Annotated in this window: 16 protein-coding genes and 2 pseudogenes; 7 read left to right on the forward strand and 11 right to left on the reverse strand. The window is 61.1% G+C overall.

Annotation, left to right across the window (positions count from 1 at the left end; translation table 11 throughout):
* Nucleotides 1-53 precede the first annotated feature (53 nt).
* The 8 genes from HAP54_RS25260 to HAP54_RS25295 are packed head-to-tail and all read right to left on the reverse strand — an operon-like array spanning nt 54 to nt 7,470.
* Nucleotides 54-1,943 (reverse strand): collagen-like protein, encoded by a 1,890-nt coding sequence (locus tag HAP54_RS25260; protein WP_166304657.1) that lies wholly within the window; start codon nt 1,941-1,943, stop codon nt 54-56.
* Nucleotides 1,940-2,284, reverse strand: coding sequence for a hypothetical protein (locus HAP54_RS25265; RefSeq protein WP_166304659.1), 345 nt, complete (start codon nt 2,282-2,284; stop codon nt 1,940-1,942). The genes HAP54_RS25260 and HAP54_RS25265 overlap by 4 nt, the downstream gene beginning before the upstream one ends.
* Before the next feature lie 3 nt (nt 2,285-2,287).
* Nucleotides 2,288-2,872, reverse strand: a complete 585-nt coding sequence (locus HAP54_RS25270) for a DUF4376 domain-containing protein (RefSeq protein ID WP_166304662.1) — start codon at nt 2,870-2,872, stop codon at nt 2,288-2,290.
* Between the two features lie 12 nt (nt 2,873-2,884).
* Nucleotides 2,885-4,180 carry a hypothetical protein gene (locus HAP54_RS25275; protein WP_166304665.1) on the reverse strand — a complete coding sequence of 432 codons (1,296 nt, stop codon included), beginning with the start codon at nt 4,178-4,180 and terminating at the stop codon, nt 2,885-2,887.
* Between the two features lie 15 nt (nt 4,181-4,195).
* The gene (locus HAP54_RS25280) at nt 4,196-4,963 is read right to left on the reverse strand and encodes a YmfQ family protein (RefSeq protein WP_166304668.1); all 768 of its coding nucleotides are present in this window, start codon (nt 4,961-4,963) and stop codon (nt 4,196-4,198) included.
* Complete coding sequence (locus HAP54_RS25285; protein ID WP_166304670.1) at nt 4,963-6,033, reverse strand: baseplate J/gp47 family protein; 1,071 nt, start codon at nt 6,031-6,033, stop codon at nt 4,963-4,965. Before HAP54_RS25285 ends, HAP54_RS25280 begins: the two co-directional genes overlap by 1 nt.
* A gap of 45 nt (nt 6,034-6,078) precedes the next feature.
* Nucleotides 6,079-6,594, reverse strand: coding sequence for a phage GP46 family protein (locus HAP54_RS25290; protein WP_166304673.1), 516 nt, complete (start codon nt 6,592-6,594; stop codon nt 6,079-6,081).
* 3 nt (nt 6,595-6,597) lie between these two features.
* On the reverse strand, nt 6,598-7,470 hold the full coding sequence (locus HAP54_RS25295) for an N-acetylmuramoyl-L-alanine amidase (RefSeq protein WP_166304676.1): 873 nt from the start codon (nt 7,468-7,470) through the stop codon (nt 6,598-6,600).
* A 425-nt stretch (nt 7,471-7,895) separates the two neighbouring features.
* On the opposite strand from HAP54_RS25295, the gene HAP54_RS25300 reads away from it, so the two are divergent.
* Entirely contained in the window at nt 7,896-8,966 is a 1,071-nt protein-coding gene (locus tag HAP54_RS25300; RefSeq protein WP_176422212.1) for a transglutaminase domain-containing protein, read from the forward strand.
* Between the two features lie 36 nt (nt 8,967-9,002).
* Here HAP54_RS25300 and HAP54_RS25305 read toward each other — a convergent pair whose 3' ends face one another.
* Complete coding sequence (locus HAP54_RS25305) at nt 9,003-9,293, reverse strand: hypothetical protein (RefSeq protein WP_166304680.1); 291 nt, start codon at nt 9,291-9,293, stop codon at nt 9,003-9,005.
* A gap of 473 nt (nt 9,294-9,766) precedes the next feature.
* Entirely contained in the window at nt 9,767-11,110 is a 1,344-nt protein-coding gene (locus tag HAP54_RS25310) for an IS1380-like element ISBdi2 family transposase (RefSeq protein ID WP_166296351.1), read from the reverse strand.
* Nucleotides 11,111-11,425: 315 nt separating this feature from the next.
* On the opposite strand from HAP54_RS25310, the gene HAP54_RS25315 reads away from it, so the two are divergent.
* The 5 genes and pseudogenes from HAP54_RS25315 to HAP54_RS25335 all read left to right on the forward strand — a co-directional run bounded on the left by HAP54_RS25315 (nt 11,426) and on the right by HAP54_RS25335 (nt 17,519).
* Nucleotides 11,426-13,273 carry an alpha,alpha-trehalose-phosphate synthase (UDP-forming) gene (locus HAP54_RS25315; protein ID WP_224741793.1) on the forward strand — a complete coding sequence of 616 codons (1,848 nt, stop codon included), beginning with the start codon at nt 11,426-11,428 and terminating at the stop codon, nt 13,271-13,273.
* Between the two features lie 590 nt (nt 13,274-13,863).
* Nucleotides 13,864-13,986, forward strand: a pseudogene (locus tag HAP54_RS25320) (GTP-binding protein); the annotation flags it as partial.
* A gap of 81 nt (nt 13,987-14,067) precedes the next feature.
* On the forward strand, nt 14,068-14,268 hold the full coding sequence (locus HAP54_RS25325; protein ID WP_084518314.1) for a hypothetical protein: 201 nt from the start codon (nt 14,068-14,070) through the stop codon (nt 14,266-14,268).
* 385 nt (nt 14,269-14,653) lie between these two features.
* Nucleotides 14,654-15,844, forward strand: a complete 1,191-nt coding sequence (gene sbmA / locus HAP54_RS25330; RefSeq protein ID WP_166304682.1) for a peptide antibiotic transporter SbmA — start codon at nt 14,654-14,656, stop codon at nt 15,842-15,844.
* A 340-nt stretch (nt 15,845-16,184) separates the two neighbouring features.
* Nucleotides 16,185-17,519 carry an IS1182 family transposase gene (locus HAP54_RS25335; RefSeq protein ID WP_166296156.1) on the forward strand — a complete coding sequence of 445 codons (1,335 nt, stop codon included), beginning with the start codon at nt 16,185-16,187 and terminating at the stop codon, nt 17,517-17,519.
* A 299-nt stretch (nt 17,520-17,818) separates the two neighbouring features.
* Here HAP54_RS25335 and HAP54_RS25340 read toward each other — a convergent pair.
* Nucleotides 17,819-18,000 (reverse strand): annotated as a pseudogene (locus HAP54_RS25340) (transposase); the annotation flags it as partial.
* Between the two features lie 258 nt (nt 18,001-18,258).
* Between HAP54_RS25340 and HAP54_RS25345 the strand changes: the two are divergent.
* On the forward strand, nt 18,259-23,169 hold the full coding sequence (locus tag HAP54_RS25345) for a Ulp1 family isopeptidase (RefSeq protein WP_224741792.1): 4,911 nt from the start codon (nt 18,259-18,261) through the stop codon (nt 23,167-23,169).
* The last annotated feature ends 70 nt before the right edge of the window (nt 23,170-23,239 follow it).

The following is a 23,239-nucleotide window of genomic DNA, read 5'->3' on the forward strand; positions in this document are numbered from 1 at the left end:
AAGTTAGGGAGAATATGCGGTTTGTGACAGGCGTCATCCCGGTGCCGCAGCTCTCATGAGCTTGCTGCTTTCAGCGCGTCGATCTCCGCGCGCAGCTCATCGTTCTGCGTCGATAGCCGCTGCACCGCCGACCACAGTGTCGTCAGCATGTAGCGGTCGTTGATCGCCTTGATCGACATCTCCTCTTCGCCGAGCGCTTCGGCTTCCTTGCTGTCCAGCTCCGGGATGTCGATGTGCTTGAGCGCCGCGCGCATCACACGATCCACAGCCGGGATGCCAATGTCGCGAACGGCAATCGGCACGAGCAGTTCGACATCCTGTGCATTCCAGCCGTACAGCGTTTCGTTGGCGACATCACCGCGCCCGAAAAACATCTCGCGCGCCGCTGGGTTCGCTGGCGTGAATTCGTTCACCGTCAGCGCATTGACGATGGCGAGCGCGGCGGCAGGATCAGCCTGCCTGGTGACGGTCTTGACGCGGGCGTCAGACGTTTGCCAAGCGCCTGCGGCAAGGAAGGCGCCAGTGTTGCCGTAGAACGAATAAGTGGTGCCGGACAGGTTCTCGCCGCTCATGCCGTAAAGGCTGGTGCCGTTCGCCCATCCGACGACCCCGGCGAAGCCCGGCCCACTGGCTCGAAAATCGGCGGCATAGCTTGCGGTTGCGCCGATGACGCTCAACGCGGTTAGATTGGTGGCGTTCGGTTGGTTGATCGACAGCCCACCGGAACTCGCAAAAACCGCCCTGACGATGCCAGAGAAGCAGATGTTGATCGGGATCGTGCCAGCGCTCAGATTGATGTTGTAGCCGCTCGCATCGACGCCAAGCGTTCCGTAGGTCACGCCGCCAGTGCGGTAGAGCGTGATGGCACCGAAACCATTATCGCCGGTCATGGCAATCGACTTCGGTTGCCACTGACCCTGCTGCGTCAGCGTCGCTGTTACATTCAGCGTCAACTGACCGCCAGCGGCGACCGAAGCGGCTGACGCATAGAAATTCAGATTGCCTGTCGGTGGATCATCAATGATCGCGACACCATAACCAGCGCTCTGCGCTAACCATTGCGAGCCATCGGCGCTCACGAAGACATTGAACCCCAAGCTGGCATCAATCGACATTGAATAGCTGCCGACAGACGCGGGGTAGGCCGGTGCAGGTCGCACTGAGCCGACGCGCAGCGCGCCGGTCATTCGGTCGCCCGCCTTGATGACACGCGAGGTGTCGGATGGGTGAACGTGATCCTCGCGTGAGAAGTTACCCGAGACGCCGACAGCGCCGACGCTGTCCATGATCGGCGTAGCGGTGCCTGGACTGCCTGCACCGGGCACGCCTTGAACGCCCTGCGGGCCTTGCGGACCAACCAGCGACGTGCCTGAAGGCCACGCGCCGCCAGCCTTCGGCCCATAGATGAAGTTGGTTGCGGTGTTGATGTAGAAGTTGCCGTTGACGCCGATCCCGGCAGTCGGCGCAGCGGTTCCGTACAGCACGGTGTTGCCGTCGACGCCCGGATTGCCCTGCGGCCCTTGCACGCCCTGCGCGCCTTGCGGGCCGGTATTGCCGATCACGCCTTGCGGGCCGGTATTGCCCTGCACGCCCTGCGGCCCCGGCACTGTCGAGGCTGCGCCGGTCGGGCCGACAGGGCCTTGCGGGCCGACAGGGCCTTGGATGCCTTGCGCGCCCTGCGGCCCCTGCGGGCCTGTCAGGAGCACAGGCGCAGGCCAGATGCCGCCTTCCTTCGGCCCGTAGAATTGATGGGTCTCCTCGTTGTAGTAGAAGTCGCCATCGACGCCGAGCGAGCTAGTGGGATCGCTGGCGCCGCTCAGCACCGAATTGCCGCGCGCTCCAGGCGGCCCCTGATCGGGTGAGATGATGATCGCAACATCGTCCTGAATGATCTCGACCTCGCCGGTCACATCCAGCGTCTGCGTGATCGAAAAGTCGTTCATCGCGATGGTCCGGGGTTGACGGTGAGCACGCCAGACCAGAGCTGCTGCTTGACGCCGTTCAGCGTCATCACCAGCGACTGATCATAGGGGCCGATGGTCATCTCCAGCAGCCGCTCGCGCGTGATCAGCACGGTGAAGCTGCCGCCCGGTCCATCGGCGATGTCGATCTCTCCGGTGTCGGTCGAGAGCGTCAGGAAGGCGGTCGCATCCTGCGCATGCCTGCGCGCCTTCATCACGAACGTTGCGCCGGTCAGGTCGATGGGATCACCGCTGAGCGTGCGATAGAGGAAGCTGCGGAAGAAATCCGCATCGTTCGCGACGCTGATGTTGACCGTGGCCATCGCCTAGAACCCCTGATAGGCCGCATCGATTACCGCGAGCGTCGTGATGCTGCCGCCCGAGATGCCCGCGCTGGTCTGCTCAAAGGCCATGTAGCAAAGGTTCGTGTGCTCAGCGACCTTGGCCGACATCTGGATCATGGTCGGGGCATCGACATCGTAGAACAACCCATCCGAGCCGTACCACTTCGTGGTGTAGGTGCTGTCGGCCATCGCCAAGGCGCGACCATCGGAGATCAGGCCGCGCGAGCGATCATCGGTCTTGACCGGGATGCCCGCCGCCGTCATGCCGCCGTTGACCTTGTTGAGGCGCGCGGTGCCGTTGTAGTTCTGCAGTTGCGCGTTGCTGTACTGGCCTGCCGCAGGCTGCGAGAAGTTCGCGCCGTCCCATAGATACAGCGGCAGGAAGTCGCTGACATAGTGGTAGATGTCGGCTTCATCCGGCACCGAAGGCGCGTCAGCCATGCCGTTGCTCGTGAGCCACGCCGCATAATCGCTGTCGCTGGTCGGCACATAGATGTTGCGCGCCGACGAAAGCACGTTGGCTGCATCGCCCGCGACGTGCCAATACCAATCTTTCGGGTTGAACATCGAAGCGCTCCCTTAATTGTACTGGCCGCCGCTTGTGAGGACGCCCGGTTGGTTGCCGGGGAAGTAGCTCGCGCCAGACCCCTGCGTGTTGATGACGCCGTTGAGGGCGGCGAAATATTTCTGGCCGGTGACGAAGCCTGCGCCGGGGAAGGTCGGCGCGCCTGGCACCGGCACCGCAATCGATCCGTTCGAACTGGCGACGGCAATCGCCGCCGTGACGTTCATTGAACCGGCGAAGTTGAACACTGAACCCTGCTGCAGGCCGATGAAGCCACTGAAGAAGGCCGCGAAGAGTTCCTGACAGGAGCTGCCCGTGTTGAAAATGTGGCTGCCGGGATAGAGATAGCCGCCATACGCTTCGAAAATATAACCAGCAGTCGCGCCCTGCGATGCCGTGTTGATCGTGGTGACCGAGCCGCCGCTCGATGCGGCGAAATTGCACGGCGGGCCTTGGCCGGTGCCGGTCTGGGTGCAGAGATCGCGCACCACCATGTTGTTGGCGCTGGTGCAGAGGAAGGTGTGCTGGTTGTTGGCTCCCATCACGAAAGTCTGGGTTGGACCGGCACCCTTGACGATGATCGACGGGCCAATCACGTTCGGCGTCACGCACGGCTCATTGAAGGTGCCAGCCGACAAATTGATGGCCATCGTGTAGACCGAAGGCCCGTACTTGAACGTCTCCTGCATCGCGCGGGCGATGGTCCTGAACGGGCCGTGCGGCGCGGCGACAACCGCCTGCGAGCCATCGTACAGCGCGTCGTCGCCGGTCACCGGGTTGACGTAAAGATTGGTGTTGGCGGCGAGGATCGGCACGAAGGCCGCAGGCGCGAACGATGCGCCGTACAGCTCGAAATTTCCGTGCGGTCCATTGTAGACAAGCAGCGCCCAGTAGCCGCCCGGAAGATCACCAGCCTGCAGCGCAGGGCCGCCGCGCCGCACGATGTTCTTGCCGCTCAGCCCGTTGATCGAGAGCACCGCAGGGCCGGTGTTGGTGATCGCGACCCGCACCCAGACGAACATGCCGTCGATGTACGTGGTCAGCGCCGGGGTCAGGGCAATCGAAAGAATGTTCACCGCGCCGCTGTCGATGCCTCTGATCACGCCAGCGGATTGCACCGACTTCGATGTCTGGTGCAGGTCCGCATTGTCAGGCACCAGCCCCGCATCGGTGAAGAGGTTGACCAGCTCGCGCTGCGGATACTCAATCGAAGCCGCTGGCGGGATCGAGCCCATCTGCCCGGTGGAGGGATCGCCGTTGATGTACGGGCCGTTCGGATCGCTCACGCCATATGGTGCGTTGTACTTCATTTGCGTTCCCGGCCGCTATGGCGTCCCAACCATCGGATCGCCCGGATTGCTGAGACCGGAATAGTCGAAGATGATCTGCGTGTGCGCTGGCTTCCAACGGTTGAGCAGGCACTCAAGGTCATCGGCCAGCTTGATGCGCAGATGAGGATCGACGCCGCACTGGCTCGATGCGCAGCGAAACCAGACGAGGCCCGCCTGATGCACATGCACTGTCCAATAGAAGCGGTTGGTGTCGGGGCCGAGCCCGTAGTATGGCCATTCCGACAGCTCGCCGAGCGCGACGTTCTCGCCGTCCGGATTTTTGATCGGCTGGCCCCACTCGTTGTACATCGGGTGGGAGCCGTCGCCGTGAACGCGATTGTCGCCGACGCGGTCGAGGCCGACCACGAAGGTCCGGTATTCGGTGATCGTGATCGAGTAGCCGATCTGCGCGGCGATGCCGATGAAGAACTCGCGCGACTGCGCGCCCTGCATCGTCATGCGCATGATCAGCGCCTGCTGCCGCTCTGCGATACTTTGCGGGCTTTGATAGCAGGGATCGGGCAGGCCCCAGTTGCTCTCCCAGTCCCGTAGCAGCTCGACGGTCTGGCGGGGATCGCTCTCGCGCTCCAGCAGATCGGCGGCGCGGCCATCCACGAAGCCCCAGTAATCGCACAGGCCGGTGATCCCGCGCACCGTAGTGCTGTCAGGCGCGTGCCTCGGCCATGCCTGCCCCTGCGGCAGCAACGCGAGATAGGCCTCGGTGTAGTCGCTGCCGCTGCGCCTGATGTGTCGGTCGCTCATCAGACGTAACTGATGGTGCCGAGCACCGCCATGCTGCCGACCGATGCCATCACGTAATCGCTGGTGGAGACCAGCCGGAAGGACTGCACATGCGGGGCGCTCATGATGGCGAAGCTGACCCACGCCGCGAAGATGGTTTGTCCAGGCGCGGCTTTCAGGAACAGCATGTCGCGAATGCTGGCCTCGATCTCGGCCTTGGCTTCATCGGTGTCAGGCATCAGCTCGGCAATGTTGACATCAATGAACTGCTTGATCGGCGCGACCACGTAGCAATCCTTGACGGTGACCGGGCGCATCTTGTCGATGTAGTCGGCAACCCGCTGGATATCGTCAGGCTGCGGCCAGCCGTCGTCATCGGGATAGAGATCGTCCATCAGGAAGCGCACGGTGATGGTGCCGACGCCTTGCTCGGGCGCGGCCCATGCGCGCGTCACGCCGGGGACCGCAAGCGCCCATTGCTCATAGTCGGCGATGCTGCCGCCCATCGGCGGGTTCTGGATGCGGTGCAGGATGCGGGATCGCAGCTGCGCATCGGTCTCGATGTCGGTGCCGCCGCTGACGTGGATGGTCGAGGCCGAGCCGACGCTATTGACGGGCGGCACGATGATCAGCGAGGAGCCATCGGGAATATTGCCGAGCGTGCCGGAATCGAGCGCGCGGATATTGGCGACGACAGGCGCGGCGACCGAGACGGTGATGTCCTCCAGAGTCTCGAAGGTCACGCTCTGGTTCGGCGAGTCGGTATTGGCAGGCATGCCGAATCCGCTCTGCAGTTGCGTGAAGGCTGGCAGCACGGTGCCATTGGTGGTGCCGATGATGTTGGCGGTGCCGGTCGCCAGCGCGGGCATCTTACGGCCTGTCGATCCACCGGAATTGACCAGCCAGATATCGCCATGGCGGTCGAGCCATTCGGTCTCGGCTGTGTCAGGCAGCAGCTGCAGCGAGAGCCAGTCGATATACTGCAGGGGCAGATGGCAGAGCGCGCCCTGGTTGTCCGATAGCACGCGCAGCACGCTGTTGGGCACATTGGCATCGGCTCCAGGCAGCGATGCATTCACGGCATCGCGCACCAGCGAGCGGACTTCTCGCAGTGTTGGTGTTGACCAAGGCATCCGCTACGGCCCCATCGCGTCCCAGAGCACCTCGTAACGCAGATCAATCGGCTGCGCGGGTCCTCGATAAACTCTCAGCAGTGCGTCGATGCGTTGCGTGTCCACGCGGTTCACCCAGACATCGAAGCTGGAGCAAACCTTGCGATCCACGAATGGCTGCATGGCCTCGCGAATGTAGTTCTCGACCATCATCACGGTGGAGCCCTCGCGCGCCGATGCCGGGTTGATCTTGGCGCGGCGCAGCAGCCACAGCTTCGAGCCGATGGGCCAGCCGTTCCAGATCAGCTCGGCGTCGAGATCGCCCCACCAGCCGCAGCGGTCGTTGCTGTCAGGATCGGGCAGCACATCATCAGGCGCGGCCAGCGCGTTGGTGCCGAGCGCGATGCAGACCGCTGTCGCCAGCGCCTGCGAGTCGTCCAGCGTGCCATCTCGCAGCAGCAGCCAGTCCAGCGTGACGGAATATTTCGGAAAGATATTGTTCTGGACCAGCCGGATGTCGGGGACATTCGCGCCGCTCATCGCTCATCCGACCTTGGCGTAGACGTTGACCGAGATGCCTGCGTCGGTGCCGACGCGCCCAAAGGTGGCTTCGCCTTTCTTGGCCCCGAGGTAGCGCGGGCAGACCACCAACTGCGAGGCCTGCGTCGGCAGCTGCAGCGTGCCTGGACCTTCGGCCTCCAACTGCCTGACCAGCTGATCGCGCGGCTGGCGGTAGTCGCGCTGATAGAGCGAGTCGCCGCTGTCGTTGGGAAACACGATGCAGTATCGCAACGCCATAAACTTCGCATAGGCCTGCGCCTGCTGCGGCGTGACATCCTTGTCGTCCTTGGCGATGATCTCCATGCCGACCGTGTTGCGGTTCGACAGGCCTGCGCCCTTCGGTCCCCAGCCGGTTCGCATGTGCGAGCTGCCGGGGCCGCCCGTCTGGACGATGTTGCCTTCGCGATCCATCACATATTCGACGCCGAGGCCGCGCTGCCGCAGCGTGTTCTGCACGCCCGCAACGCTGCCGCGCCCGCCAGTGTGGTGAGTGATGAAGGCCGCAGGATCGCCGCCGCCGACCGCGCTTACTCTCGGCGGCAGATCGCCCGCTGGTGTGTCGCCAGCTCCAGCGCCGCTGCCTGGGCCAGCGGTTTGCCCGTTCGGTGGTGCTCCAATGCCCTCGCGCGGCCCGATGCCGACGCGCTTTGCACCGTGGTACGGGCCCCAGCCGGTCTTTCCGACATTCGACAGCGCGTAGTCGATGGTCGCTTTCTCGTTCGCGGGATCGAGCGGATTGAGGCCGGTCTTTTTCTGAAACTCATTGCCGAGCCCACCGCCTGTATAGAGCTGGAATGCACCGCCTGACTTGCCGCGATCCCCGAGGAAGTCGCGCAGGCCCTCTGACTTCGCCACGCGCACCGCTGTATCGGGATCGACGCCGTACTTCTTTGCGGTCTCGCGGATAAGCTGATGAGTCTTTTGCAGTGAGGGAGGAAAAGCAGTCGCCTGGGGCACGTAGAGAGCGCAGAGGGAAAGGAGCGCGAGGACGCCCGCGGTTGATAGATGGGAACCGCAAGATAATTTGGCTAAGATCGCAGGGTTATGCGAAATGCCCCCCGAACGCCCTAGGGACCCGAACCAGCTCGCCAAGCGAATCATTGATATCGCCACTGGCGAGACGCCCGACCGCGATCCTACGCCAGAGGAAGAGGGCAAAGACCCGGCTGGGGCGGAGGAAGAGGTCCATGGCTTTCGTTTAACTCACTTTGGCCCTGTTGTTTGGCTAGCGTGAATTCCCCGAGTCCGCTGCTGTTGTTCAGGTCTTGACGGAGTTCCGAATGCGATGCGCGCCATCGTTGGCCGTTCTAGTTTTGATCGCGAGTTCGAGTGTTCAGGCGCAAACGGTTACGGAGCCGGCCATCTCGAAAGTAGTCGAACAGGTTCGCGTAGATGCTGATTATCTCACTAAGCGTTTGACCTGGGATAAAGATGTCGACTTGGACCGCGTGCGGCAATTTGGGCTGGCGCTCACGGCTATGAACCTCGTCCAGCAGCAGGTCAGCTCGACGCGATATGGCGCTGTCGCGAATACATCCCCCGAGGATTTGCCCGCCAACGATGAAGAGGCCCTGTCGCGCGGGATCGGCATTTGCGGGAATCAGGTTTCTGTATTTCTCAACATCGCGACACGAGTTGGCCTCGAGGCACGCAGCCTCGAATTCTACTGGCCGGATGAAGCCGACGTTCGTCACTCGCATATCGCGGCAGAAGTGAAAATTAGCGGCAAATGGGCCTTCTTCGATGTGACTTGGGGAACCTATTTCAGGCGTGATCCCACCGCTTCGGGACAGGCATCTCTGCTCGAAATCCTGTCTTTCGATGAGGCGAAAGCTGTGCCTGATCGGGCAGCTCACGCCGTCACCAATGAGTCGGAACTTTCTTTTCGACTTCAGCTCATCAACAGCCTTGATCCGTTCGACTACTTCACGAAGGCGGATGGCTACCTGCGCGGCAAGAGCGGGGACATAGCTCTTGCGGCGCCGCAAAGTAACGGCGGTGCTTGGGTCTACTCACCCGACGGGGTACCGAACCACATCGGAGTGAGCGCCGATTACTCGACCTCGCATGTCGGAAACGCCTCGGTAGGATTGCGCGCCGCGGCTCATGTGGTTCACGGCCGGATCGACGAGATCGGCCGCGGCTGCGTCGGATCGAACGTCCTCGTCGCAGCCGTGAACGGACGCGAGGCTGTCAATGAGATAGTGTCTCCGGGCACTGAGAAGGACTTTGATCTGCCCGATGGTGTCGCGGCGGGCGACACCATCACGCTGTCGATCAGGCCCAAGTCCGATGGCGCAACCTGCGTTCTCGTATATAAACAAATCATCCTGAGCGACCGCTCATCCTAAAGAGGATAGCCGGCCGACCTCGCGCGGCCTCGTGGATTACGACGTGGTCGTTCTCGAGCTTGTAACCAACTGACCATAGGCGGAGGAACAGTTCCATTCGTTATATTCCGACGAACGATCGGCAGGTTTCGGGCTGGAACGTTGACTGTAGACGTCCCATAATTGCGGATGATTTACCCAGGAAGCAATCCCATTGGCCTCGATCTTCATCAGGATCGCCATATTGTTAGCCGTTGCGATCCTGGCTTTTGGCGTTTTCCGAATAGGCGTACCGGCGCGATCGTTGCCATAGCGACCTGCGTCATAGGTGCCATCATTATTCTTCATTTCGTCGCGTCTTGAGACATCACAGCACGATGTGGCCCCAGCCACCCTTGGAGGCCCAGGGGCGATTGCTGGGGCCACATGACCGGTCCCGCGTCAGTCGAGATTGGAAGCCTGCGGAAGCTTGGGGTCTGGCAGGGTGAGAAAGCCGGTGCCGCATTAGCGCAAGGAACGCTCGGGTCGAGAACGAATAGCCATGCCCCGGGCCAATGCGGCCCGCCCTATAGCCGAGCGCAATCTGGGATTTTACCGTGGGTGAACGAAAGTTTTCGGGATGGCGTAAGCCTGATGTCAGCTGGAAATGTTTAGCCCGTCCTATTCGTGAGAGTGCGTTTTTTTAGTCCGATTGATGTGGCCGCACATCTGCTCTGACGAGGCGCGCGGGATTGCCTTCGGCTTTTCACCGCCTGACGACCCGTACTTTGCAACGCGCTTGAGGGATGGGTTGGGCGAACGGGGGGCGGACGCCCCGCCGGTCAAGGACCGAGCGGCAGCAGCGCGCCTGGCAAGCCGCGGATCAGGTCGGCTTCGGGACATGCCGCGGCAAACGCAAGGCGAATGCGGCTCGTGGTCTCGACGACACGGGCAGCGAGTTTCAAGAGACGAAGACGCAGCGTCGCGAACTCGGCTGTGGCCAATTCCCGGGCTTTGGGAATCGCGTCGCGCACGGTCAGCATCAGCCAATAAGCGGCGGTGTGGAGAACGAGGCGGACTTGATTGGCGAGCGCCGAACGGCAGCTGGTGCGATCGGAGGCGAGCTGTGTCTTATGCAGCTTGATCAGATTCTCGGCTTGGCCGCGCGCGCAATACAGGCTGTCGTAGATCCACTCGGCCGAGCCGACATCGAGGCTGGTGACGACGAAACGGATGTCGAGGCCGAGCATCGTCGCCTCAATACGGGCGACGGTACGCCGTTCGCGATCCCAGGACTTGGCCTTGTGGCGCGTCTCGGTATAGCCACGCAGAACCGGCAGGTTCTCGATGGCGCGTCGCGTGCGGATGTCGTCGGCGGCCTCGTCGACTTTTCTGGCGAGCGGCTTGGTGCCGGACAGACCGAAGATGTAGTCGATGCCGTTGGTCTCGCACCACGTCATGGCCTCCGGCCGAGCATAGTGCCCGTCGCCACGGAACGTAATTCGCGTGTTGTGCCACCGCGTCCGGATATGCCGTATCAGGCGGCGCAGATGGGCACGCACCTCGACGCCGCCCGGCGTCTTGCCGGGCCGCAGCACGACCGCCACGGGCCGGCTCTTCTCCGTGTCGTAGACGTGGATCGGCAGGAAGCAGCGTTCGTCATAATGAGCGTTGAACAGCGAGAGCTGCTGATGGCCGTGGACGACATCGCAGGTATCATCGATGTCGAGCGTGACGGATGCCGGCTCGCGCGGGTAGCTATCCATCCATGCGTCGACCAAAGTGTAGGTCAGTCGGATCACGTCGCGCAGGCGCGGAGCATTCTCCAGCCGCGACAGCGTCGGTTGGGAACACAGATCGCGACCCGTGTCCGGCAGCCGTCCGCAGGCCAGCTTGAATGCGGGATCGGACCGCAGATGATCGAGGTCGTCGGCGTCCTCGTAGCCGCAGCAGATCGCGAACATGCGCGCGCGGAACATATCGACAAGGCTGTGCACGACCCGCGTCGGATCGCGCCGATCCGGGAACACCCGGGCCAAATTGTCGGCCAAGCCGAGACGCCGCTCGGCCATCGCCAGAAGCATCACGCCCCCGTTCGAGGTCAGCCGACCGCCATCGAAGGCAGCTGTGACTTTCTTGGCGTGAACGGCTGGAAACGAGAAGGGCAGAATCGTATCATCGGTCATGGCGGGCCTGGTGTTCGCGGCTGAAGGTGATGGGGTTGGCTTTGCAACCGAATCCTACGCCGCATCAGCGCTTTACACCACGCTCGCCAGCCTCTCAGGCGCACTCTGACGAATAAGACGGGTTAGATACACAAATACTCCAACGGCCCCGGCTCGTACCGCTCTGGGGCCGTTTTTTTTCCTTCTACTAAAAGGGTATGGTGGTTGTCGCTGTAGCCGACCGCGGGGCTCGTCAGCTTCTCGAAAGCTGGGTTAGATATCAAAGTATTATTAGATACAAAGCACTAAGAGAGCGCTATTCAACGAGGCAACGCGATGAATATCGACCCATGGCACACAGAAAGCTTTATGGAGTCTTACAGTATCCTGCTGCAGGAACAGTCGAAAGAAGTGAGCGCACAGGCCAACTCACAAGTACACTCGCCCCCGCATCAAGCGAGCTTTGAGCGGGAGCAACAAGCCGATGCAGGTCCTTCCCATGCTGTTGTCTCGGTTGACGTGGAGGATCGCCTCGATACGGTAAACCAGCAACCCGACATGAAGCTTGTTGTCGTTTCGAACCGCGTCGCGCCCTTCGACCCCAATAAGCCCCAGACCGGCGGGCTTGCCGCGGCCCTCGAGCCGGTTGTGGAACGTTCCGGCGCGGTCTGGATGGGCTCCTCGGAGAAGCGCGGCGACGGGACCGAGCAGCCCCTCCCGCTCGTGAAGACCGGTGCAGGCGATGTGGCGAGGCTCGATCTGCCCGCCGCCGACTATCCTGGCTATTATCGAGGTTTTTCGAATTCGACGTTGTGGCCGGCATTGCACTCCCTACCGGACCGGATGTCGGGCTCGGAAGAGGATTATGGCAGCTATCGAAAGATCAACGACTTTATGGCACGTGCGGCGTTCGATTTGCGGGATCGGGACGCATTCTGGGTGCATGATTATCATTTGCTTCCGCTCGGTGCCGATCTGCATAAGCTCGGCATTGAGCGGCCAACCGGCTTTTTCCTACATACGCCATGGCCGGCGCCTGACATGATAGAGCGCGTACCACACCATCGCGAACTGATGACGTCGATGCTGAAGTACGATCTGCTCGGCTTTCAGACGAACCGGGATCTGAACAATTTCCTGGCCTGTCTCCAGACCCATTTCGGCCTGGAGAGCAAGGATGGCGTCGTGACCTCCGAGCGTGGTCAGACGCGACTTCGAAAATTCCCAATCGGTATCGATCCCAAGCAGTTCGCAGGGTATCTTGCGGCAGACCTCTCGCCCGCAGAGCAAGAAAAAATCTCGTCATTATTGCAGAATTTCGAGGGAGCGAAGTTTGCGATCGGCGTAGACCGACTCGACTACACGAAAGGTATCGACAAACGGGTCGAAGCTTTCAATCAGCTTTTAGCGGCCGAGCCGCACAGCATCTCGCTGTTGCAGATAGCGCCGTCTTCACGCGCCGACGTCGAAGAGTATCAAAAATATAAAGACGACGTGGAGAGCGCGATCAACCACGTTAATGCCGAGCATGGCACAGACGAGTGGAGTCCGATCCACTACAGGAATGACTCATTCAGCCAGGCTGCACTCGCGCGCCTCTACCGCGCGGCGCATGTCGGCGTCGTGACACCGTTGCGTGATGGAATGAATCTTGTCGCTAAGGAGTATGTTGCTGCACAAGATCCGAGGGATCCCGGAGTTCTGGTACTATCGAAGTATGCGGGTGCGGCTGAAGACTTCAACGAGGACGAGGCGCTGCTGGTGGATCCGAACCGTCCAGAAGAGATCGCGGCCGCAATTTCCAAGGCGGCCCACATGCCGCTTGAGGAGCGCGTCAAGCGCTGGCGGTCGATGATGGACAAACTTGAATCCTATACCATCCACGACTGGTCGGCGGACTACGTTCGGGAACTGGACAAAGGCCGCGTCACGGTTCCGGCTGATCAGTTCCAGTATCTCGGTCTCGGCTGGACCAACGAGGCCCAAATGCCCCTGTATCAGAACTATGCCGAGGCGCTGACCGCCTACAACGAGATCGATCCCTCGGATGCCGCTTTGAAGGAGGCCGCCTATGCAGACGTGAGGTCGGCCTTTGAGGCGTTAGCGGCTCCACTGAAGCATACGCAGGACAGACTCTGGGATCTGCCGGCGGCGACAGCTTCGCTCGCCAGTCGTCGCGGATAAGAGCCCGGTGCCGGGAATGACTGATTGGGAGAACGCGCTTCTGTAGCAGGACAGAGGAACAAGCCAGATCTGGGGCGCTGACGCGGTTCTCGCGGGCCGCGCAGGCCCGCATGGTGATCGGGAACGTGAATAAGCTGGGCTAGGGACCCCAACCAGCTCGCCAAGCGAATCATTGATATCGCCACTGGCGAGACGCCCGATCGCGATCTTACGCAGAGAGAGGGCAAAGACCCGGCTGCGGTGGCGCTAGGCAAGAAGGGCGGGAAGGCGCGGGCGGATACGCCATCGGGAAGGGGCACTCAGTAAGTGTCATATGGCGGGAAGCGAGATCGACACCATTTTCGGCTTCGAAAAGAGTCCACACCCTCACGAAACTGTCGGTGGGCGCAAAGTCGGTCGTAGTAGTCGGGTTGAGCCAAAGCGAATTTTTGACGCCATCGATGGTCGGATATTTGGACCGCCGTTTGGGCGTCAAGTCGCCCTGGTTCGCCGTTTAAGCACTACCGCTTTCCTCAATTAACCAAGCGAAATCTTTCGGGGGCAGTTTTCAAACTGACCCACTACCCAAAGCTGGCTAGGGGGCTAAAGCAGTCGAGGGCGGCCCCCAACGCCCTTGGAAGTTAAGCGAACCGCGTCAAACCCGTCTGGTCTTTATCGGCCGTGATCTGCCGATCAATATCCTCAAGCAAGGCTTTGAGGCCTGCTGCGCGTAACTGGCGGCATGCGATGGTTACTTGAAGCAAATGGGCAGCCTCTCGGTCTACGTCCGTTTACGCGCATTCACAAGGAGCGCAATGGGCGACGTCATTCGATTTACTCAAAGATCCGAGATCGAGCGGGCTCGTTTGATTCGAGAAGCTCGCGCGATCTACGCCAGCATATTCCCGCCGAACGATGCGGTCAGCCAACAGCCGGATGGCCGCCCCTCTCAAGGGACGCTACCGGGCGCATCGGATCCGATCCCTTTTTGCAAACTCGCAGTCGAGGGCGAATGACGGCATCCAACTTCTTTACGCAGCCAACTCTGCGTAACGGCTTCTGGTAAATTTGAGAAGTCGAGCCGCTATTCGGTCGTTATCCGGGGGTAACCGGACGTATCGCGGGGACCGCATTCGGGCGCGAATGACTCATCGACCGCCCAGCAATCTATTTCAGAGCTCAAATCAAACATCTTCGGCGGGCAAGTCTGAGCCAGCATGAGAAGGAACTGCCAATGAAACGGCGAGCGTTCATATTCTGAGCCGATGGGGCTTGCGGCCCAGAACCGATTAGTTTCGATTGGCTGGGATGATCTGGCTTATGCCGCCTACGGTGGCCCCTGCATGCTCGGTCTTCTATAAGAAAGCCCGCAAATTCTCTGACCCGAGCGGGATACCAAACATGTTCGTTTCATTTTTCCCCCGACCCAAGCTGTTCTTTCTGTCGGTAGTTGTCTGGACGGCGCTGGCAATGGCGGTTTGGTATGGCTTTGCCAAAAATTTCTTCCAAGCGGCTGAACAGCCGGTCGGCCTGGCGACGTTCTGGGCGGCACCGGCGCTCTGGTTCGATCTCTATTTTGCCCTGTGCGCCGCGCTCTTCGCGGCGGCCTGGATTGTGTTGGCGCCGCATCCCTGGGCGAATTGGTCTATTCTCGGCTCGGCGCTGATCCTGTTCACCTCCTACTTCCAGGTCCAGGTCAGCGTCGCGATCAACAGTTGGTATGGACCGTTCTACAACCTCGTCCAGGCCGCGCTTTCAAAATCAACGCCGGTCACGGTCGAGCAGTTCTACGGTGAATTGTCGACCTTTGCCGGCATCGCACTGGTCGCGGTCGCGGTCGGTGTGGTGACGCGATTCTTCGTGAGCCACTACATCTTCCGCTGGCGGACCGCGATGAACGATTTCTATGTCACCAACTGGCCGCGGCTGCGCACGATTGAAGGCGCCTCGCAGCGGGTGCAGGAAGACACCATGCGCTTCGCGACCACCGTGGAAGGTCTCGGTGTCAATCTCATCAGTGCCGTGCTAACGCTCTTGGCCTTCCTGCCGGTTCTGATGAAGCTGTCCGGCGACATCACGGAGCTGCCGCTGGTTGGCGTCATCCCCTATCCGCTGGTGTTCGCCGCCGTGATCTGGTCGGTGCTCGGCACTGGCGTTCTCGCGCTGATCGGCATCCGCCTGCCGGCAATCGAATTTTTCAACCAGCGGGTTGAAGCGGCCTATCGCAAGGAGCTCGTGCTCGGTGAGGATGAACCTGCCCGTGCCGATCCACCGACATTGAGCGTGCTGTTTGGTGATATCAGAAGGAACTACTTCCGGCTTTACCTGAACTTCATGTACTTCAACATCGGCCGCATCGTCTATCTGCAGACCGACGTCGTCTTTCCCTACCTCCTGCTCGCACCGACGATCATGGCCGGCAAGATCACGCTCGGTTCGATGAACCAGATTCTGAATGCGTTTTCGCAAGTGCGAACCTCGTTTCAGTATCTCGTCAATTCGTGGAGCACGATCGTTGAACTGATTTCGATCTATCAGCGGCTGCGGGCTTTTGAGGCTAAGATCGGTGGCCAGTCCCTTTCCTTCGATTGAGAGAGGGACGGAGCCCCTATCGTTGCGATGATCTCGCCTGCTGGGACGTCCGTATGAGTCCGTTCGTGGCACATAGCTGCCCCGGACGTGTGCGACGGCACGTCCGCAGTTGGCGAAAGCCGACACCGCATTCCAGGCGCATCCGTTGGCATCCAGCCCGAAAAAAAATCGGTCAGATACGAAGATGAGTCGAGAGCTGGCAGGTGAACCTGCCAGCGGAGAGCCGCGCCAAGCGGAAGCGCAAGGCGGGATAGCGTGGCTCAGCTGGGGCCATATACGCTAGGAGCTTGTCTGGATAGTCGCTGTTCAAATCTGGTCGGGTCTGATTCAACATTGGGCGATGAGCAAGTATTTTCGGCCTTGGAACATCGATCAGACGCTGCTTCTGCCGCCGAATGTGCAGGACTTCGTGCCGAAAGGCCATGTCTCGCGGTTTATGGTTGATCTGGTGCGGGAGAGCCTCGATCTCAGGGAGATCATGGGCAGCTATGTGAGCGGGCTTGGGCAGCCGCCGTTTGATCCGCGGATGATGGTGGCGCTGCTGCTGCATAGCTATGCGAGTGGGCTGTATTCGTCGCGTCGGATTGCCAAGGCCTGCCGGGAGCGGAACGATTTTGTGATGATCGTGGCGCTGGATGCGCCGGATTTTCGGACGATCAGCGACTTTCGCAAGCGACATTTGAAGGCGCTCGGCGCGCTATTCGTGCAGGTTCTGAAGTTGTGCGAGACGGCCGGGCTGGTCAAGCTCGGTCATGTCGCGCTGGATGGTACGAAGATCAAGGCGAACGCGTCGAAACACAAGGCGATGAGTTATGAGCGCATGAAGAAGCGCGAGGCGGAATTGAAGGCCGAGGTCGCTCGCATGCTGGCGGCCGCCGAGGCGGCGGATGCCTCGGAGGATGAGACTTTCGGCAACAGCGACGAACTGCCGGACTGGACCGTCGACAAGCAGAAACGGCTGGCGAAGATCCAGCAAGCGATGGCGGCGCTGGAAGCGGACGCCAAACTGGCGGCGGAGGAAGAGCGCCGCATCGAGGCCGAAAAGGAACAGCAGCGCCAGGCCGAAGGCCGCAAGAAGCCGGGCAAACCGGCGGCGCTGCCATCGGAGGAACCCAATCCCAAGGCGCAACGCAACTTCACCGATCCGGAAAGCCGCATCATGAAGTCGAAGGATGGCTTCGTTCAGGCCTATAATGCCCAGGCGGCCGTCGATGCACATGCCCAGATCATTGTCGCGCAAGAACTGACCCAGCACGGCCTCGATCAGGGCCAGTTGGTGCCCCTGATCGAGGCCATCGAGAGCAATCTTGGCCGCAAGCCGCGGCAGGCCTCAGCGGATTCCGGCTACTGCAGCGAAGCCAATCTCGAAGCGCTCGACACACGCAGCATCGATGGCTATGTCGCGCCCGGACGCGCCAAGCACCCGACAGTAGCGAACGGAAAAGTCGGCGGCCCGCTGACACAGGCCATGCGAAAGAAGATCGACGATGGCGGCTTCGAAACACCCTACCGATTGCGAAAGCAAGTGGTGGAGCCGGTGTTCGGGCAGATCAAACAGGCAAGAGGCTTCCGCCAGTTCCTGTTGCGGGGCATCGAGAAAGTGCGCGCCGAGTGGACAATGATCTGCACCGTCCATAACCTCCTCAAGCTGTTCAACCTCGCAAACGCAGCCTGAGCCTGCTACTCTACAACAAATGCCCGTCACGAAAACATATCTGGACGGGCTCCTAGCAGCGGCAGATTTCCAGATCTTGGATTTCAGTGTACCCAAAGTGAGGATGGTGAAGGCGGGCAGCCGAAACCACCGCGCCAACTTCGTATCATTGACGCTCGTGATATTCCTCGTGTGGCCGCACATCTGCTCTGACGAGGCGCGCGGGATTGCCTTCGGCTTTTCACCGCCTGACGACCGGTACATGCGCCGCGCACGCTTGAGGGATGGGTTGGGCGAACGGGGGGCGGACGCCCCGCCGCTCAAGGACCGAGCGGCAGCAGCGCGCCTGGCAAGCCGCGGATCAGGTCGGCTTCGGGACATGCCGCGGCAAACGCAAGGCGAATGGGCGCGTGGTCTCGACCACACGGGCGGCGATTTTCAAGAGCCGAAGACGCAGCGTCGCGAACTCGGCAGTGGCCAATTCCCGGACTTTGGGAATTGAGAAGCAGTATTTTGTCTCTGAATCTTCGGTCTATCGGCTGTTGACGGCGAAGCGCGCAGGTCATGCACCATGCTCGCGGCACGTTGTCGTCATCAGTTTCTCGACAGCTTCCCCATTTAACAGGGTTGGTCGCACTGGAAGCACATCGGCTGCCGATGCTCACGGTGCGTGCCTGTCGAGGGCTGTAAAGGGTGGTTTGTTGCTGATTCCCTGCATGTCAGATCGAAGGCTCGGTTCATAATTTGAAAGGGAGAAGGGATGGATTTCCCCTCGAACAAGTGGGTGCGTGAACAGCCGGACAGCACGGGCCTGCAAGAGAGTTCACCCGCGGCGCCGTCCGCAGATGCGGCGACCTTTGAGCGGCAACTGAGCGAGATTGCCAATTCAGGTGGAGGTGGTGGAGCAATGCCCGCCGCCGCTGCGCTGCAGCCGGCTCAGTCAGCTGGGGTTTTGATAGGGCGGAGCAAGCAGCCTCTTTATTCCGAGGACGCTCGCCTTATTTCGGGGCTTGAGGAGGCCCTCCGCAATGGCAACGTCGCCAACCAAACCGCCTACGGCTATGTAAGTTCTCTTCGCAGCTTCAGCCGCTGGCTCTTCGCAAATAACAAAGATCCGATTGCTGCTCGGCTCGACGACCAGTCGCTGACCGATGATGCGCGCGAGGCCATCGAAAAGGGTCATTACACGGCGCTCCGTCCGGCAATAGACCATCTCCGGACCTTCCAGTCGACGGGCGGAGTCGGGCCGATCGCAGGCCGCGCTGAGCTAAATCCTCACCCCCAGGACGTGGCTCTCATCGAAGAGTACAAAAACGAAGCAGCGACACGGACCGGCAGGATGTATGCAGCTGTTCTTCGCAGTTTCAGTGACTACCTGCGTGAAAACAACAAGAAGGGCATTGCTGGTCGGCTTTCCGGCAACACGTTGGATGAAGATGTTAAGCGCTATAGGAAAGACGCCGGGGTCGGGGGTAATCGGAATATCGGTGCCGCACTGGCTGATCTCCGAAAATCGCAGGCCGGCGCTAAAGCGATGGAGCTCGAGCGCCATATTTCCCCAGTTCCTGATCCCGAAGACGCGGCACTGATGGAGCCGTGGCGCGTCGGCGACGCCGCTGCGCAGCACAGCGCGCCGCAGGGAGCTGTCAGTCAGCCATTGGTCCTCCCGGAAGGTTACGATCAGGATTTGCTTTGGGAGCTGATGGACGAACCCGGCCCGTCGTCATCTCTCGAGCCAGCCGCGCGCCATGACCAGTCATCGGATCCCGGAGAGTCCATTCATCCCTTGAACTGGGGCTACGACCGCCAGCAGTTCCTGGACGAGCCGATGGGTGCACTTGCCAGGAGCAACCTCCCGCCAAGCGAGGAGGTCCTCATCAACGATGAGCATGACGCAGCTGAGTTGAGGCCAGCGAAGAGGCCGAGGACCCTAGACAATCTGCACGGCCTTGCCAGCGAGCGGCAGCTGAGCGAGATCGCCAATTCAGGTGGAGGTGGTGGAGCAATGCCGGCCGCCTCGGCGCTGCAGCCGGCTCAGTCAGCTGGGGTTTTGATAGGGCGGCAGAGCAAGCAGCCTCTTTATTCCGAGGATGCTCGCCTTATTTCGGGGCTTGAGGAGGCCCTCCGCAATGGCAACGCCGCCAACCAAACCGCCTACGCCTATGTAAGTTCTCTTCGCAGCTTTGGCCGCTGGCTCTTCGCAAATAACAAAGATCCAATTGCTGCTCGGCTCGACGACCAGTCGCTGACCGATGATGCGCGCGAGGCCATCGAAAAGGGTCATAACAGGAGACTCCGTCCGGCAATAGACCATCTCCGGACCTTCCAGTCGACGGGCGGCGGAGCCGTGCCGATCACAGGCCGCGCTGAGCTAAATCCTCACCCCCAGGACGTGGCTCTCATCGAAGAGTACAAAAACGAAGCAGCGACAGGGACCGGCAAGGCGTATGCAGTTGCTCTACGCAGTTTCAGTGACTACCTGCGTGAAAACAACAAGAAGGGCATTGCTGCTCGGCTTTCCGGCAACACGTTGGATGAAGATGTTGAGCGCTATAGGAAGGACGCCGGGGGTAATCCGACTATCGGTGCCGCACTGGCTGATCTCCGAAAATCGCAGGCCGGCGCTAAAGCGATGGAGCGCGAGCGCCATATTTCCCCCGTTCCTGATCCCGAAGACGCGGCCCTGATGGAGCCGAGGCGGGGCGGCGACGCCGCTGCGCAGCACAGCGCGTCGCAGGACGCGGGCAGTTGGCCAGAGGAGGTGCTTCCTGTAGAAGGCTACGATCAGGATTTGCTTTGGGAGCTGATGGACGAACCCGGCCCGTCGTCATCTCTCGAGCCAGCCGCGCGCCATGACCAGTCATCGGATCCCGGAGAGACCATTCGTCCCTTGAACTGGGGCTACGACCGCCAGCAGTTCCTGGACGAGCCGATGGCTGCACTTGCCAGGAGCAACCTCCTGCCAAGCGAGGAGGTCCTCATCAACGATGAGCATGACACAGCTGAGTTGCGGCCAGCGAAGAGGCCGAGGCCCCTAGACAATCTGCACGGCCTTGCCGGCGAGCGGCAGCTGAGCGAGATCGCCAATTCAAATGGAGGTGGTGGAGCAATGCCGGCCGCCTCGGCGCTGCAGCCGGCTCAGTCAGCTGGGGTTTTGAAAGGGCGGAGCAAGCAGCCTCTTTATTCCGAGGACGCTCGCCTTATTTCGGGGCTTGAGGAGGCCCTCCGCAATGGCAACGCCGCCAACCAAACCGCCCACGGCTATGTAAGTTCTCTTCGCAGCTTTGGCCGCTGGCTCAAAGCAAATAACAAAGATCCGATTGCTGCTCGGCTCGACGACCAGTCGCTGACTGATGATGCGCGCGAGGCCATCGAAAAGGGTCATAACAGGAGACTCCGTCCGGCAATAGACCATCTCCGGACCTTCCAGTCGACGGGCGGAGTCGTGCCGATCACAGGCCGCTCTGGGCTAAATCCTCACCCCCAGGACGTGGCTCTCATCGAAGAGTACAAAAACGAAGCAGCGACAAGGACCAGCAAGGCGTATGCAGCTGCTCTACGCAGTTTCAGTGACTACCTGCGTGAAAACAACAAGAAGGGCATTGCTGGTCGGCTTTCCGGCAACACGTTGGATGAAGATGTTAAGCGCTATAGGAAGGACGCCGGGGGTAATCGGCATATCGGTGCCGCACTGGCTGATCTCCGAAAATCGCAGGCCGGCGCTAAAGCGATGGAGCGCGAGCGCCATATTTCCCCCGTTCCTGATCCCGAAGACGCGGCACTGATGGAGCCGATGCCCGTCGGCGGCGCCGCTGCGCAGCACAGCGCGTCGCAGGACGCGGGCAGTTGGCCAAAGGAGCGGCTTCCTGCAGAAGGCTACGATCAGGATTTGCTTTTGGGGCTGATGGACGAACCCGGCCCGTCGTCATCTCTCGAGCCAGCCGCGCGCCATGACCAGTCATCGGATCCCGGAGAGACCATTCGTCCCTTGAACTGGGGCTACGACCGCCAGCAGTTCCTGGACGAGCCGATGGCTGCACTTGCCAGGAGCAACCTCCTGCCAAGCAAGGAGGTCCTCATCAACGATGAGCATGACACAGCTGAGTTGCGGCCAGCGAAGAGGCCGAGGACCCTAGACAATCTGCACGGCCTTGCCGGCGAGCGGCAGCTGAGCGAGATCGCCAATTCAGGCGGTCGCCTGCTGACGTCGGTGGCCCCCACCCATCAACAGGGTGCATCGCCATGGCAGGCGCAGCCGATGATGCAGGCGAGCGGGCACGAAGATGCCACGGCGCCGCATGCGGTCGCGACGTACGTCGGAGGCGCCCCTGCGCACAGCGCGCCGCAGGGAGGTTACGATCAGGATCTGCCTTTGATGGTGGAAGACGGCCCACCGTGGTCCGGGGTTCCCCCTGAGCAGGCGCAGGAGATAGTCCAAGCTCGAGAGCAGGAACCTGCCAGGTCCACCTCAACCTGGTCGCCGCAGATGCCGCTCAACTTTGATTGGAGTATGTGGCCGACCCTGGAAGCAGCGTCAGCGCACTCTGCCAGGGTTCCTTCAGACATCGAAGGCGGTCTTGAGGCAGCGGTTCATCCGAATCCGCCCGCACCGTTCGAGTTGCGTGACAATGCTTGGAGCCCGGCGCCTGACTTTCCGCCGCCGTTTGCCGGGCCAGTACCGGGTCATCACCAGGGCGTTCGACAGCCCGGCTCGCCGCAGGGGCTTTCTCCGGCGCCAGCCTTCTCGGATGATGAAGCTTTGGCGTGGTTGCGCGAGGAGCTGGCGCGGCGGCAGATGCAAGAGCCGGCCTCACCATCAACCAGCAGGGCTCCGTCAGACACCTACGGCGGTCTTGAGTCTTTTGTTGATCTGGATGCGCCCCCGCCGTCCGAATTGCGCGACGATGCTCACTTTGCGCCGGCGCCCGCTGCCAGGGCTCGCTCAGACACCTACCGTGGTTTTCCATTGGTTGATCTGACTGCGCCCACGCCGTCCGAACCACGCGACGATGCTAATTCTGTACGGCCATTTCCGAGCACCTCCGCTGATGCTCAGATCGGGGCTTTAGATCCGACAGCCTCGTCCCACGGCCACGGGCTGGTGCTCGAGGACACGGAATGGCTGGGCGACGAGCATATCGACAGGGATTACCGGCTCCAGGAGCTGGATTTGCGGAGGAACCATCCGGATCTCGCCGCCCGGACGCGGTTCGTGAATCCCCTCATCGTCCTAAATTATCTGCGCTCTAACGACGATGGCGTCGTGCTAACCGAATTCCAGCGCATCGTCTACGATAATGGTAACGATACAGCCGACTTCCTGTTCCTGCCCGTGATTAATGCCGTTCCTGAAGATCCTAATAGCCTCGGCAACCATTGGTCGCTGCTGTTCGTTGATCGCCGCGACCGGGGGCGGCCGGTCGCCTATCACTACGATTCCTACGGGGGACTCAACCACAAGGATGCAGAACATCTCGCAGGTCGGCTGGACCTCCACCTGGAGCCAGCCGGCATGGCCCGGCAGCGGAACGGCTATGATTGCGGCGTCTTCGTGGTGGACGGCACGCGGGCGCTGGTTAGGCAATTGGAGCAAGGACGGGAGCCAGACCTGCTGAACCTCAGCAACCTCGTTGCCAATCGGCAGGCACTGCAGAACCGACTCAGGGGCTGATGTCGCCATGGGCGGATAGCTCAGGCTGGAGCGGCTCACGCCGACGGCCTGGGCCCCCGGGCACGAAGGA

The organism is Bradyrhizobium sp. 2S1 (assembly GCF_011516625.5).
GTDB classification, from domain to species: Bacteria; Pseudomonadota; Alphaproteobacteria; order Rhizobiales; family Xanthobacteraceae; genus Bradyrhizobium; species Bradyrhizobium septentrionale.

What these genes read in the sequence shown, in the direction of transcription:
- HAP54_RS25310 (WP_166296351.1), bottom strand. Translation starts at nt 11,110, where the DNA reads ATGACCGATGATACGATTCTGCCCTTCTCGTTTCCAGCCGTTCACGCC.
- HAP54_RS25275 (WP_166304665.1), bottom strand. Translation starts at nt 4,180, where the DNA reads ATGAAGTACAACGCACCATATGGCGTGAGCGATCCGAACGGCCCGTAC.
- HAP54_RS25345 (WP_224741792.1), top strand. Translation starts at nt 18,259, where the DNA reads ATGGATTTCCCCTCGAACAAGTGGGTGCGTGAACAGCCGGACAGCACG.
- HAP54_RS25290 (WP_166304673.1), bottom strand. Translation starts at nt 6,594, where the DNA reads ATGAGCGGCGCGAATGTCCCCGACATCCGGCTGGTCCAGAACAATATC.
- HAP54_RS25300 (WP_176422212.1), top strand. Translation starts at nt 7,896, where the DNA reads ATGCGATGCGCGCCATCGTTGGCCGTTCTAGTTTTGATCGCGAGTTCG.
- HAP54_RS25280 (WP_166304668.1), bottom strand. Translation starts at nt 4,963, where the DNA reads ATGAGCGACCGACACATCAGGCGCAGCGGCAGCGACTACACCGAGGCC.
- HAP54_RS25305 (WP_166304680.1), bottom strand. Translation starts at nt 9,293, where the DNA reads ATGAAGAATAATGATGGCACCTATGACGCAGGTCGCTATGGCAACGAT.
- HAP54_RS25325 (WP_084518314.1), top strand. Translation starts at nt 14,068, where the DNA reads ATGGGCGACGTCATTCGATTTACTCAAAGATCCGAGATCGAGCGGGCT.
- HAP54_RS25260 (WP_166304657.1), bottom strand. Translation starts at nt 1,943, where the DNA reads ATGAACGACTTTTCGATCACGCAGACGCTGGATGTGACCGGCGAGGTC.
- HAP54_RS25335 (WP_166296156.1), top strand. Translation starts at nt 16,185, where the DNA reads ATGAGCAAGTATTTTCGGCCTTGGAACATCGATCAGACGCTGCTTCTG.
- sbmA (WP_166304682.1), top strand. Translation starts at nt 14,654, where the DNA reads ATGTTCGTTTCATTTTTCCCCCGACCCAAGCTGTTCTTTCTGTCGGTA.
- HAP54_RS25270 (WP_166304662.1), bottom strand. Translation starts at nt 2,872, where the DNA reads ATGTTCAACCCGAAAGATTGGTATTGGCACGTCGCGGGCGATGCAGCC.
- HAP54_RS25265 (WP_166304659.1), bottom strand. Translation starts at nt 2,284, where the DNA reads ATGGCCACGGTCAACATCAGCGTCGCGAACGATGCGGATTTCTTCCGC.
- HAP54_RS25315 (WP_224741793.1), top strand. Translation starts at nt 11,426, where the DNA reads ATGAATATCGACCCATGGCACACAGAAAGCTTTATGGAGTCTTACAGT.